At 41.8% G+C, this 12,860-nt stretch carries 11 protein-coding genes; 8 read left to right on the top strand and 3 right to left on the bottom strand.

The features are described 5' to 3' along the window. The first annotated feature begins 29 nt into the window (after window positions 1-29). The 7 genes from FQ608_RS12575 to murQ all read left to right on the top strand — a co-directional run bounded on the left by FQ608_RS12575 (window position 30) and on the right by murQ (window position 6,628). Complete coding sequence (locus FQ608_RS12575; RefSeq protein ID WP_158858587.1) at window positions 30-1,094, top strand: mechanosensitive ion channel family protein; 1,065 nt, start codon at window positions 30-32, stop codon at window positions 1,092-1,094. 91 nt (window positions 1,095-1,185) lie between these two features. Beyond that, window positions 1,186-2,028, top strand: coding sequence for an acetyl-CoA carboxylase, carboxyltransferase subunit beta (gene accD / locus FQ608_RS12580; protein ID WP_158858588.1), 843 nt, complete (start codon window positions 1,186-1,188; stop codon window positions 2,026-2,028). A 131-nt stretch (window positions 2,029-2,159) separates the two neighbouring features. Next, on the top strand, window positions 2,160-3,464 hold the full coding sequence (nqrF, locus tag FQ608_RS12585) for an NADH:ubiquinone reductase (Na(+)-transporting) subunit F (RefSeq protein WP_158858589.1): 1,305 nt from the start codon (window positions 2,160-2,162) through the stop codon (window positions 3,462-3,464). 85 nt (window positions 3,465-3,549) lie between these two features. Further along, window positions 3,550-4,701: a formimidoylglutamase gene (locus FQ608_RS12590; protein ID WP_158858590.1), complete on the top strand. Its 1,152-nt coding sequence runs from the start codon at window positions 3,550-3,552 to the stop codon at window positions 4,699-4,701. A 57-nt stretch (window positions 4,702-4,758) separates the two neighbouring features. Next, window positions 4,759-4,986 (top strand): cytochrome b5 domain-containing protein, encoded by a 228-nt coding sequence (locus FQ608_RS12595; RefSeq protein ID WP_158858591.1) that lies wholly within the window; start codon window positions 4,759-4,761, stop codon window positions 4,984-4,986. Next, window positions 4,983-5,825 (top strand): N-acetylglucosamine kinase, encoded by an 843-nt coding sequence (locus tag FQ608_RS12600; RefSeq protein WP_158858592.1) that lies wholly within the window; start codon window positions 4,983-4,985, stop codon window positions 5,823-5,825. Before FQ608_RS12595 ends, FQ608_RS12600 begins: the two co-directional genes overlap by 4 nt. Next, complete coding sequence (gene murQ / locus FQ608_RS12605) at window positions 5,822-6,628, top strand: N-acetylmuramic acid 6-phosphate etherase (protein ID WP_158858593.1); 807 nt, start codon at window positions 5,822-5,824, stop codon at window positions 6,626-6,628. The genes FQ608_RS12600 and murQ overlap by 4 nt, the downstream gene beginning before the upstream one ends. Window positions 6,629-7,615: 987 nt before the next feature. On the opposite strand, the gene FQ608_RS12610 is transcribed toward murQ, so the two are convergent. The 3 genes from FQ608_RS12610 to FQ608_RS12620 form a co-directional block, all read right to left on the bottom strand. Beyond that, the gene (locus tag FQ608_RS12610) at window positions 7,616-7,765 is read right to left on the bottom strand and encodes a hypothetical protein (RefSeq protein WP_158858594.1); all 150 of its coding nucleotides are present in this window, start codon (window positions 7,763-7,765) and stop codon (window positions 7,616-7,618) included. Window positions 7,766-7,927: 162 nt separating this feature from the next. Continuing rightward, window positions 7,928-8,449 (bottom strand): helix-turn-helix domain-containing protein, encoded by a 522-nt coding sequence (locus FQ608_RS12615; protein ID WP_199856369.1) that lies wholly within the window; start codon window positions 8,447-8,449, stop codon window positions 7,928-7,930. Beyond that, on the bottom strand, window positions 8,446-8,679 hold the full coding sequence (locus tag FQ608_RS12620) for a DUF4160 domain-containing protein (protein WP_158858595.1): 234 nt from the start codon (window positions 8,677-8,679) through the stop codon (window positions 8,446-8,448). The genes FQ608_RS12615 and FQ608_RS12620 overlap by 4 nt, the downstream gene beginning before the upstream one ends. Window positions 8,680-9,738: 1,059 nt before the next feature. Here FQ608_RS12620 and FQ608_RS12625 point away from each other — a divergent pair. Beyond that, entirely contained in the window at window positions 9,739-12,858 is a 3,120-nt protein-coding gene (locus FQ608_RS12625) for a SusC/RagA family TonB-linked outer membrane protein (RefSeq protein WP_158858596.1), read from the top strand. Window positions 12,859-12,860: the final 2 nt, after the last annotated feature.

The following is a 12,860-nucleotide window of genomic DNA, read 5'->3' on the forward strand; positions in this document are numbered from 1 at the left end:
CATTTTCATAAAACTAAAACATTCTTCTTATGACTTATGAAAGACTGCTTTTAATTCTAATCATTGTCGCCTCCGTAGCGGTAAGCCACCTGTTTTTGTACTTCAGCTTCAAAAGGCTAAGCAGACTGTTTTACAAACCAAAAAGTCACAAAGGGGAGATGGCCCTAAGGAAGTTTTCCAGTTCCCTAAAGTGGGGGTTGTTCTTTGTTGTATTTCCATTGGCAGAGCCGTACTTTTCTCCTGAGGACATGGATTATATCCGAAGTCAGCCCTGGTTTGCAGTGCTGTTTATTATCAATCTCAGTTGGATTGTTATAGAAGGGTTTAATGTCTTTCGGTATTATACCCTGGATACCTTTGCCTACGACAAGTCAGATAATCTAAGGGAAAGAAGAATTATCACCCAGCTGGCGTTTATCCGAAAAATATTTATCATTGTAGTTGTCGTAATTGCCACAGCCAGCATTCTGATGAATTTTGAAGCGGCCAGGAAAATTGGAGCCGGATTACTGACATCAGCAGGTATTGCTGGTATTATTATTGGTCTAGCAGCCCAAAAATCAATCGCCAACCTGCTAGCAGGCTTTCAAATAGCCTTTACCCAACCCATACGTATAGACGATGTGGTGGTGGTAGAAGGCGAATGGGGGAAAATAGAAGAAATCAACCTGACCTATGTCGTCGTCCGAATCTGGGATCAGCGGAGACTCGTCTTGCCCATTACCTACTTTTTGGAAAAGCCTTTCCAAAACTGGACCAGGACTACGGCGGATATATGGGGAACGGTTTTTCTATATGTAGATCACACCATACCAGTCACACCCCTAAAAGGTTACCTCAAATCCATTCTGGAGTCAACTCCCTTATGGGATGGTAAGGTTCAGGTATTGCAGGTGACGGACGTTCGGGAACGCACGGTGGAGCTTAGGTGTCTGATGAGTGCAGTGGATAGTCCTACAGCTTTTGATCTGAGGTGTCTGGTTCGGGAAAAAATGCTGGAATATATACAGACCAACTATCCAGAATGTTTACCTAAAACTCGGGTTCTGATGGAAGAAGATGCTTCCGAAAAAGGGCCCTTTGCCCAACCCTGATCATTGTATTGTGAATTAGAATTTTATTTAATCGATATTACCCATAAATTTGTAGTCCCGAAAATAACCATTCGGTGTAAACGTAAGAGATATGGCTTGGTTTAAAAGAAAAGATGCTGGAATTAAAACCTCCACGGAAGAAAAGAAGGACACCCCCGACGGGCTTTGGTATAAAACTCCGAAGGGGAATATCATTCATACCAGGGAATTGAAGAACAATTCATATGTGTGTCCCGATGACGAATACCACGTAAAAATCGGTTCCAAAGAATATTTTGAAATACTTTTTGATGATAATAAGTTCACCGAACTAGACGCTGACATGAAGTCGGGAGATCCCCTAAAGTTTGTTGACAGCAGATCCTACCCCACCCGCATCACCGAAACCATTGCCAAAACTGAACTTAAAGATGCCGCTCGCACCGGTGTAGGCAAACTCAATGGATTGGATATTGTCATCACCTGCATGGATTTTAACTTTATCGGAGGATCAATGGGCTCCGTCGTCGGAGAAAAAATTGCCCGAGCTATTGACCATGCACTTGAGCACAAAATTCCCTTCCTGATGATTTCCAAATCAGGAGGAGCAAGGATGATGGAAGCAGGTTTCAGTCTTATGCAGATGGCGAAGACATCCGCAAAACTGGCTCTTTTGGATGAAGCCGGCGTGCCATATATCTCTTTGTTGACAGACCCTACCACAGGTGGGGTTACTGCCTCCTATGCCATGCTGGGGGACTTTAATATCGCCGAACCAGGTGCATTGATAGGTTTTGCCGGGCCACGGGTTATTCGCGAGACCATAGGTAAAGACCTTCCAAAAGGATTCCAAAGTTCGGAGTTTGTTTTGGAACATGGATTTTTGGATTTCATCATCGATCGGAGACAGTTGAAGAACAGATTGTATACGCTGCTAAACTTATTGAAGCACTAAGTAGTTTATCAAGTGTGGAAGGTACTTCATATAAAAATAGAATTTATTCTCAGGTTTAAGCGATTATTGAATATATTTGCACGTGTTTAAACTGTAATTATCGTACTGAAAAGAAAAAAAACAATAGTTAAATGGGTTCAGTAATTATTACCTCGATTGTAGCATTTACCCTTATTATTTTGCTACTAGTATTTATCCTTCTTTTTGCGCAATCCAAGCTTGTGGCCTCGGGTGATGTGAAAATCATCATTAATGGAGACGAAAAAAATCCGTTAATTGCTTCCGCTGGCTCCACATTGCTTTCTACGCTGAGCGGAAAGAAGATATTTTTGCCATCTGCCTGTGGTGGTGGTGGTACATGTGCCATGTGTAAATGTACCATCGATGAAGGTGGAGGAGAAGTCCTTCCTACCGAAGTCGGACACCTCAGCAGGGCCGAACAGCAAGGCAAAGTAAGACTTTCCTGCCAAGTCAAGGTAAAAGGAGATATGAAAATCAGGATACCTGAAGAAATTTTCGGTATCAAAAAGTGGGAATGTGAAGTAATTTCAAATTATAACGTATCCACCTTTATTAAAGAATTTAAAGTGAGACTTCCTGAAGGCGAGACCTTGGATTTTGAACCGGGAGGATACATTCAGATTGACGTTCCTAAGATTACCGTTAACTTCAAGGAGATGGACATCACTCCGCATCCGGAGTTAGGTCACCCACAGGATGTTTATCAAAGTGATTGGGATAAGTTTGGCCTTTGGGACTTAGTCATGAAAAATGACGAGGAACTCTTCCGGGCATATTCCATGGCTAATCACCCTGCAGAAGGAAACATAGTAATGCTAACCATCCGTGTGGCAACTCCACCTTGGGATAGGGCCAACAACAAATGGATGGATGTAAATCCCGGAGTTTGTTCCTCCTATGTATTCGGATGTAAGCCTGGTGATAAAGTGACCATTTCCGGTCCATACGGTGAATTCCACATCAACCCAACCCAGCGTGAGATGATCTACATCGGCGGTGGAGCGGGAATGGCTCCATTAAGATCCCATTTATTTCACCTTTTCCATACTGAAAAGTCCGAAAGAAAGGTTTCTTATTGGTACGGTGGTCGGTCTAAAAAGGAATTGTTCTATACAGACCATTTTAGAAATATAGAAAAGGATTTCCCTAACTTTAACTTTCACGTCGGGCTATCTGAACCATTACCAGAAGATAACTGGAAAGTGAAAAAATCACTTGAGGATAGAGAGGCAGACGGATACGTTGGATTTATTCACCAAGTGCTTTACGACAATTACTTAAAGAATGTGGACGAACCCGATGAAATAGAATATTACTTGTGTGGACCACCTTTGATGAACGCAGCAGTTCTGAAGATGTTGGAAGACCTGGGCGTTCCGAATGAAAACGTCAGATTTGATGATTTCGGAGGCTAAAAAATCAAGTCCCGCCATTGTGCGGGACTTTTTTATTATTTGGGGTTTATTTTTTGTATTTTTGAAGAAATAAGGACCCCAACCTATGGATTTACAAATATTCTTTGAACCACTGCCTGAATCCTTTTATCAGCAGAAATATTCCCTCCATGCATTTTTTAACGGCATCCACTTCCATGGTGAGACATTTCCGGATCTCACTGGCATGCAGGTGGCAATCATAGGATTGGAAGAATATAGAGGTTCGGCAACCCTTAACAACGGATCTCTCTCCTCACACAGCATTCGGAGAAAATTGTATGCACTGAAGAAGGGTCAGGGGGCTTATAAGGTAGCAGATTTGGGAAATCTGAAAAATGGAGACACCCCCAAGGAAACCTGTCAGTTGATCCGGTCTATCGGAGAATTGCTGATTAAAATGCAGGTACTTCCAATATTTATAGGAGGTTCACACGACTTGGATTTGGGGCAGTATCTCTCTTATGAGAAGATGAAAAAGATGGTGAGTTTACTTACCGTGGATGCCAAGCTGGATATGGAAGAGGATGGACGGGCGGATGAAACCCATTCACAGGACATTATCCTTCATGAGCCTAATTTTCTTTTTAACTATTGTCACCTCGCCTATCAGAGCTTCCTGGCGGATATTGATTTGGTGACTACCCTGGAAAAACTCTACTTTGATCATGTCCGCTTGGGCAAACTGAGGGATAATTTCAAGGAAATAGAGCCGCTTATTCGAAATGCCGATCTTTTAAGTTTTGATATTTGTGCCATCAAATCAGCGGATGCACCAGGTGCCATAGATGCCCAGCCATTTGGCATGACTGCGGAAGAAGCCTGTCAGATATGTTGGTTTGCGGGGATGAATGAAAAGCTGAGTTCCTTTGGATTGTATGGCTATCATGCCGATCTGGATGATACCCGACACACCACTGCGGCAGTGGCTGCAACCATGGTCTGGTATTTTATCGAGGGATTTTACCATCGCAAAGACAGTCTGTCTTTCAAAAGCACCGACTATACCAAATATACCGTTTCCTTGGACTCCAAGCCTTCGATTCTACATTTTTACAAAAGTAACCTTAGCGGTAAATGGTGGATGGAAATTCCCGCGTCTGAAAAAGGAAAATACGGCAGGGATACCATCATTCCATGCAGCTACGAAGACTATCAGACCGCCCAACGGGGAGAGATTCCGGAGCGCTGGGTCAACGCCCAACTCAAATTGTACTGAGACGTTTTAGTAGAAGATAAACGTTTCCTTTTTAAATTTTTTATATTTGGGCTGCGAATGAAGAAAATCACCAAAAATCAGTTGGCTTTGTATAACGGACAGGACAAGCCTGAAATATATATTGCTTTCAATGGCTTGGTCTATGATGTCAGTTCCTCCCGACTATGGAGAAATGGTCAGCATTACGAACATTGGGCGGGCCAAGATCTGACGGGAGAGCTCCCTGATGCTCCGCACAATGCGAATGTTTTTGATAAATTTGAACCCGTTGCCTTTCTTATATGATTTTAATAGCAGATAGTGGTTCCAGTAAAACTGACTGGAGAGTCATCCGTGAAGATGGCAAGGTGGAGCAATTTCGTACTGTAGGATTTAATCCCTACTACCAAAAGGAGGAGGACATGCTAACTAACCTGCGAACAGCCGAAATGCTGGCTTTAAAAGGTTCTATCAAGGAAGTTTACTTTTATGGTGCAGGCTGTACAGCCGAGAAAAACAAAGCCAGTGTCCGTCGGGTAATCAACGCCATTATAGGAGATGCCACCGTAGAGGTAGATTATGACCTTATTGCAGCCGCAAAAGCCACCTGTGGTCACAAGTCCGGTATTGCCTGCATCCTAGGCACCGGGTCAAACAGTGGGGACTATGATGGGAGTAAAATTACTACCAGCAGACCTTCTCCAGGTTATTTGCTGGGTGATGAAGGAGGCGGTGCATACATAGGAAGACATTTTCTACAGGATTTTATTTATGATGATATGCCTGCCGAAATAAGGGAATTGGCAATAAAAGAACTTGGATTGGCTACCTTGGATATTCAGGAAAACGTCTATCAAAAACCCTTTCCCAACCGATACATGGCATCCTTTTGCAAATTTATCGGCGAGCACAAGGACCACCCCTATTGCTTTAACCTATTTTATCAGGGATTTGTAGATTTCTTCAAGCGGCACGTGATGCGGTATGAGAATTACAAAGAAAAACCCGTCAACTTTGTAGGATCAATTGCTTACTATAACAGTGATGTGCTGAGAAAAGTAGGAAACGATCTTCAGGTTTCAATTCAAATTATTCTGGAAGCCCCCATAGCGGGACTTACCCTTTACCATCAGGAAAAAATATGAGTACCACCGAAAGCAGCTCCTTTTACGACAACTTGGAGCAAATGGATATTGCCGATTTATTGGCAAATATGAACAAGGAAGACCATACTGTTCCCTTTGCCGTTAACAAAGCCATTCCGCAAATAGAAAAACTGGTAGCTGCTATCATTCCCCGTATGGAAAAGGGTGGGCGGCTTTTTTACATAGGAGCGGGTACCAGTGGACGTCTAGGCATATTGGATGCCTCCGAGTGTCCTCCTACCTATGGGGTTCCGTTTGACTTGGTAATTGGTATCATAGCAGGTGGCGATATGGCAATCCGTAAGGCGGTAGAGAATGCCGAGGATGACCCGAACCAAGCCTGGCAGGATATTCAGGCTTTTGGGTTTAATGAATACGATACGGTAATAGGAATCGCCGCCTCCGGGACCACCCCCTATGTGATCGGCGGATTAAAAGCTGCCAACGAAGCTGGCCTTCTGACCGGATGCATTACCTGCAATGCCGAGACTCCGCTAGCTGCCACTGCCCAGCTTCCCGTGGAAGCCGTAGTAGGCCCAGAATTTGTAACGGGCAGTACCCGTATGAAATCCGGCACCGCCCAGAAATTGGTGCTCAATATGATTTCCACCAGCGTAATGATCAAATTGGGCCGGGTAAAGGGAAACAAAATGGTAGATATGCAACTCTCAAACAAAAAGCTGGTCAACCGGGGCACCATTATGATTATGGAAGCCACCGGGTTGGGTCAGGCTGAGGCTTATGATATGTTGTTGCAGCACGGGTCTGTTAGGGCGGCGGTAGAGGCTTTTGAGGGGAGGTAGGGGAGATTGAGGTTGGATATATTGGGAATTAGACACCCTATAAAGACAATTTGCTTGATTCCCATAACACTGCGGAATTAATTCCCATATTTCTTTCTACAGATACCCTAGTAGGCAATTTTTATATAATGCTTTGGCCTTATTCCAGTTTTTTAATTACACACCCTTGGTGCTTGGGTTTGTCGTGTATATTAATTCCTAGGGCTTCACCCTAGGCTAATGATTTTGCGCCGTTGGCGCTGGTCTTTGAAATAGTGCCATCCGTCGGTTTAACATTTGCATGCCCCGCTTTGGCTGTGGAATCATTCTTTGGCCTTAATTCAATTATCTATTTCAATTCTGATGTCATCTAGGGTTCCAAATTGTCTGTCAGATCCTGCAGATGTGATCGTTATTTTTTGCATTTGACGAGTCAGTCTATACGCTGTGTTCCAACGATCAGGTTTCCATCTTTGTCTAAGTGGATTTTGTCCAATTATTTCTTGAAGTGAGGTTGGGAGATATCCAGTTTCATCGTGGTATTTTAAGATTGAGCTTTTGATTTCGTTCATTTCTATTATCGTTCGCTTCCTATGGATTGGAAAGGTGTCAAAGGCAAACATTGTTGTCGCAGCTATGCCAACTAAAGCCGGAAGGGTTAATGAAATAACTTCACTCAGTAGAATCCACCCCCAGTACCAAGCAAGCTTCTTTCCTCTTTTCTTTCTTTAGCGGTGCCAAAGACCAAGAATAAACAGATTGAATAGTATCGTAATTAAAAATGCCATTTTTTAAAATTGATAATATTTCTATTTTAATTTATCCCCCACGGATATCTCTATTCCTGTTTTTTCAATTTCGCAGGCAAAGGGGTTTAATGAATTAAAGTCCTGTTCTTTTATTGGATGGGGCTCGATTCGTAGATCTATTTGTCGTCTTAATTTCATTAATTGCCGTTGGGTTGAAAAAAAATCAGGCATATTTTCCAAAATCAATGCATTATCTATATCACTTCCCTCTTTTTTCCTTTCCTTTTGCAAACGAACCAAAAAGATATGCCTTTTTAACTCCAAATTCCTTTGGAATCATCGTAATATATTGCCTCACCGTGTCTATAATGTCTTTATTAACCATTATATCCTCAAATTTCTCTTCCATCTTAATGAAGATACAATTTTTTCCTTTTCCTTGTTAGCCTATGAGGAGTATACACTATCTTACGAACTCCTTTTAAGTTTTCAAGATAACCTCCCATTGGTGATGAACCTATAGGTTCCTGTACACTTTTTCCGGGACATTAAAAAGCCGGTAAACCCTAATTTATTCTATCGTCAATTTCAATTTCTTACCAAGTCCGGCTTCTACGATCTTCCGAAATGTCGACATCTCAAGGTCAGTCTTATCATTCTCAATTCTCGAAATGTAAAACCTTGTTGTCCCGCTTTTCATGGCTAATTGCTCTTGCGTCAATCCCGCTTTTAATCGGGCATTTTTAATCAGTCTGCCGTATCTATAATTTGATGGTTCTTTAATATCCTTGCTTAATTCGTAAAGTACATCAGCCCCAATTTCGTAAGGAAGAGTCAAAATTTCCCCGTTTTCTCCCTTTACTTTAATCTCAATGTTCGGCCATGACAAGGTGTAGTTTCGGAGTTCTACTTTCTCAAACTCTTTTTGGTCAATAAGCGGATATTCGAGATCGTTTACGGTTACATTCCATTGCATGAAAATCTCTTCAAAGTCGAGAAGTCTACTCTCGCCGTTGTTGAACATGCATTGGATTTTGTGTCCGATAATCTTTTCAATTTTAACTATTCTAGGGATTTTAATTTTATGTCTCATAGCCTTGGATTTAGTTGGTTGAATATATCCAAAAGGAACTGTTTGTTGTCTGCGGCCCAATCTATTACTTTTTTTCTTTGCACTTTGGGTATTTTCCCCGCATAGGTCTCCAAAGTTTCAATTTCTATTAGTTCTTCAAATTCGACATATTTCGCATGGAAATGTGGCGGGGGATGCTCTCTAGAGTAAATGTCAATTTTGATATTGTCGATTGTTTTTACTGTCGGCATAAATTGTTACCCATTTAGACAACATAATTAGTATATTATTTCTTAATTTCCAAGGTGTTTCGGTTTTAAAATTGTTGTTTATGTTTCTGGAAAGAATACTTCTGTCGAGATGATTTTGACGACGCACAGTCGGTGCTTGGAGCTACCGTGTAAATAATTCCTAGGCCTACACCCTAGGCTAATGATTATGCACCTTTGGCGCTGGTCTTAAAAATAGCACCAACGGTGCGTTGATCAATAGCCTAGCCTGCAAGGGCTGGGGAATCATGTGACCCACCGTTCACGAGCACCGAATGTGCGAAATCTATCCCACAATTATTGTTCAATTACCTTCATTGAGAGGTATAATTTGCAACAAAATTTCAAAAATAACTTCAAAACGTGCAAACTAAATTATTCCTCTCAGACCAGCTAGGGGTACCTTTTTAACTTCAATAATACCCCCAGCCTTAAAAAAAAATCAGAGAGCTATTTATCTATTTTCATGTTTTAGTCTGATGAGAGTAATTAAAATTTATTTTTAATGCTTCTTTTCTTTTTGATTTTAAAAAAGTTATCATTAAAATTACAAACACGTCAAATAGCAATTTTATATATATAGCCGTCAATATCTTAGGATTCTTTGATTAATTCATCGATTCATTGGCCTAGATTTCAGTTTCCGGCGCATGGAGTTCATTTTGTAGTCTCTGATGAAAAGGTTTTATTCTTTACATTTTGATCCTACTAAAATAATAAATATAATATTTTATTAAAATAAGATAATTTAATTAAGGATTAAAATGTTTAATTAATACATTTTTTTCTTTTGTATTAAAGTTGTTGATTGAAATTTCTTCTTTAAAGTCCATCTATCATCAGATTTGATGAGTGAAAATTATGCGATCAATAAAAAATAGAGATACCAATTATTTAACCCGTTAAAATTAAATGCCTATGTAAGAAAAGTCGAGTCGGTAAAAAGTCCGTTGAAACTCTTTCCAAAATGTTAGCTAATAAGGGAGGAACCTCAGGACGATCTTAAATGCTTTTTTAAACAACCTTAAATTCTACAAAATCATGAAAAAACCACTACTTAGGGGGGATTTATCAAGTAAGGTACTTGTAGTGCTTATGGCATTACAGCTATTTCACCCCTTTTCACCAAAAGGCCATGCCCATACCGTTTTTGATGAAAAAACCGATTCTTTTTCTTCACTAGAATCATTTAGCCCAATTTGGCAACAAATGGCGGATGTCACCGTGACTGGAATCGTTTCTGATAGAAGCGGTGAGCCTATTCCGGGGGCCACCATTTCATTGCCCGGAACGAACATAGGCACGGCCACGGATTTAGATGGAAGATATTCTTTGACAGTTCCTGAGGGATCTGAAATCGTGTTTTCCTTTATTGGTTTTGATACTCAGCGTATCAATGTCGGTGATCGCTCTATTATCAATGTGACCCTAATAGAGTCCACTTCCTCACTGGAAGAGGTGGTTGTGGTAGGGTTTGGTACCCAAAAGAGAGCAAATGTTACAGGTGCAGTAAGTACCGTGGCAGGGGAAGACCTGGCAAGACGTCCGGTGCTGAATACTGCATCAGCCCTACAGGGTACAACCCCCGGTCTCAGCGTTCAAAACAATGGTGGAGCTCCCGGGGACGAAAGTACCAGTATTAGAATCAGGGGTGTTGGAACGTTAAACAATTCTAACCCATTGGTTCTTGTGGATGGAGTAGAGCAATCACTTAGTACAGTGGAACCCACAAATATTGAAACCATTACGGTTTTAAAAGATGCAGCCTCATCGGCTATTTATGGATCTAGGGCGGCAAATGGTGTAATTCTGGTAACAACCAAAAGAGGTGCGAAAAGTGGCGTTTCGATCAACTACAATAGTTTTGTAGCCTGGCAAAACCCCAATTTTTTTCCCGAACCGACAGATCCCGTGACCTGGATGAGGTTGGAAAATGAGGCCCAGGCCAATGTAGGCGCAAATCCGACCTACAGCGAAACATATATCGAAAATGTAGCTGCTGGTACAAATCCCTTGCAATATCCTTTTGCTGACTATGAAGGCGGAATCTTCAATCCAAATGCCTTTCAACAAAGGCACTCGCTTTCTCTTTCCAGTGGTAGTGAAACGGGGCGAATTTTTGCTTCCATCAATTATGCCGATACAGACGGCATTTTGCAAAACTTCAACAACAAGCAGGTAACCATGCGTATCAATTCAGACTTGTATGCGAGTGATAAACTAACGATTAAGACCAATTTGATGTATCGGAATAGGGGATTCAGCGGACCGGGGTTTCCAGGGCAGCAAATTACACAAGCGCTATTGCATATTAACAGAAACATTGTTATGGAGTACCCTGACGGGACCTATGATCTGGTATCCGGCCAATGGAATGCCCGTGCCATGGTAAAAGAAGGGGAAACGAGCAGGGTCAGCGATGATGTCTTTGGTCAGTTAGGATTTGCTTATACTATCAATGAGGCCCTATCTCTGGAAGGAAACGTAGCACTTAACTCCAATGCTACTGATAGTTTAGTATTCCGAAATAGCCTGGCGGGGATGAGAAATTACCTGACAGGTGATTTAGTAAATGTGGGAGGTTGGTTTGCCACTTCCAGACTTACCGAGAGCCAAAAGAATCGGCGAGAACTTAGCCAGAGATTATACCTGAATTATGACCAAACATTTGGTAAGCATAGTGTTCAAGGCACGGCTGGATATGAGGAGATTTACAATCGGTATAAACAAATTTCACTATCCCGGGATAATTTTTTCAGCAATGATCTTAGGGATATCAGTGCCGGAGACATCCAGAACCAATCCACAGGAGGATTTTCTGAAGAATGGAGACTGCGGTCTTTCTTCGGCAGGGCCAATTATGGTTACGATGATAGGTACATGTTTCAGGCCAACGTACGGTATGATGGGTCCTCCAGGTTTGGGGAAGGTAATCGGTGGGGGATTTTCCCATCCTTCTCTGTTGGGTGGAGGATTTCTGAGGAAAATTTCTTGAAGGATGAGGGTTTATTCAGTAATTTAAGACTGAGAGGCTCTTGGGGCCAATTAGGAAACCAACGAATAGGGCTTTATAGGTACCTCAATACCTATAATCTAAACAATGGTTACCAGTTTAATAATAACCTCGTACCTGGAGCAGCCATCACTAGGGCTGGCAATCCTGATATTACCTGGGAAACTACCACCATGTCCAATGTGGGATTGGATATGGGATTCTTAGGCGACAGGATTGATGTCATCGCTGAGTATTTTTATAAGTACACCGATGATATTTTAATCGAGTTGCCAATTCCAAGAACGATTGGGTTCAGTCCACCGGTGCAAAATGCGGCAGCTGTGTCCAACAGGGGCTGGGAACTGGCCATCAACTACAATAGTACCCCAGCTATGAATAATGGGTTTCAATATACGATTGGTTTAAACTTTTCGGATGTTGTCAATAGAATTGAAGATTTGAGAGGAACGGGACCCTTTTTCCCGGATAAATTTACAGTTTGGACAGAAGGGGAATCCATCAATTCCCTGAGGGGACTTAAGTCTCCGGGCATTTATCGTTCGCAGGAGGATTTGGATAATTATCCTGCCACCATATTTCCATCCGTTACGATCGGAGATATTATTTATGAAGACTTGAATGGTGATGGGGTTATTTCTCAGTCCCTTTATCCTGCTGGTGATCAATATATCATGGGAAATGAAGACCCTAGGTACGAGTTTGGTGTTCGTTTTAGTGCCTCCTACAAAGGATTCGATTTCTCCATGTTTTGGCAGGGCGTACTTCGCCAGCAGCATTCGCTGGACGGCGCATTGATGGAAGGCCCTAATTACACGAATTTCATTCCTAAGACGATGGCCCGAGAAGCTTATCATCCGGAAAGAAATCCTAGCGGCACATGGCCAATGGTGAGATCCGGAAATTCCGCTAATTTAATGGAGTCTGATTTTTGGTTACAAAATACCAGCTACCTCCGATTGAAAAACTTCCAATTTGGATACACCATTCCTCAAAACGTCGTAGCCAACCTTAGGGTTTATGTGTCCGGTGAGAATATGTTGACATTTACGGAAACAGAATTATTTGATCCGGAAACACCTAGGGGGAGAAGTCAGTTTTTCCCACATAGCCGACTTTTCAGTGGAGGCGTTAGCGTCAATTTTTAATC

It is taken from the genome of Lunatibacter salilacus (assembly GCF_009797935.1).
GTDB lineage: Bacteria > Bacteroidota > Bacteroidia > Cytophagales > Cyclobacteriaceae > Lunatibacter > Lunatibacter salilacus.

Bases quoted from the DNA above. Each gene is read 5' to 3' on its own strand.
- FQ608_RS12590 (WP_158858590.1), top strand. From the start codon at position 3,550: ATGGATTTACAAATATTCTTTGAACCACTGCCTGAATCCTTTTATCAG.
- FQ608_RS12610 (WP_158858594.1), bottom strand. From the start codon at position 7,765: ATGGAAGAGAAATTTGAGGATATAATGGTTAATAAAGACATTATAGAC.
- FQ608_RS12620 (WP_158858595.1), bottom strand. From the start codon at position 8,679: ATGCCGACAGTAAAAACAATCGACAATATCAAAATTGACATTTACTCT.
- FQ608_RS12595 (WP_158858591.1), top strand. From the start codon at position 4,759: ATGAAGAAAATCACCAAAAATCAGTTGGCTTTGTATAACGGACAGGAC.
- nqrF (WP_158858589.1), top strand. From the start codon at position 2,160: ATGGGTTCAGTAATTATTACCTCGATTGTAGCATTTACCCTTATTATT.
- FQ608_RS12575 (WP_158858587.1), top strand. From the start codon at position 30: ATGACTTATGAAAGACTGCTTTTAATTCTAATCATTGTCGCCTCCGTA.
- FQ608_RS12625 (WP_158858596.1), top strand. From the start codon at position 9,739: ATGAAAAAACCACTACTTAGGGGGGATTTATCAAGTAAGGTACTTGTA.
- FQ608_RS12615 (WP_199856369.1), bottom strand. From the start codon at position 8,449: ATGAGACATAAAATTAAAATCCCTAGAATAGTTAAAATTGAAAAGATT.
- FQ608_RS12600 (WP_158858592.1), top strand. From the start codon at position 4,983: ATGATTTTAATAGCAGATAGTGGTTCCAGTAAAACTGACTGGAGAGTC.
- accD (WP_158858588.1), top strand. From the start codon at position 1,186: ATGGCTTGGTTTAAAAGAAAAGATGCTGGAATTAAAACCTCCACGGAA.
- murQ (WP_158858593.1), top strand. From the start codon at position 5,822: ATGAGTACCACCGAAAGCAGCTCCTTTTACGACAACTTGGAGCAAATG.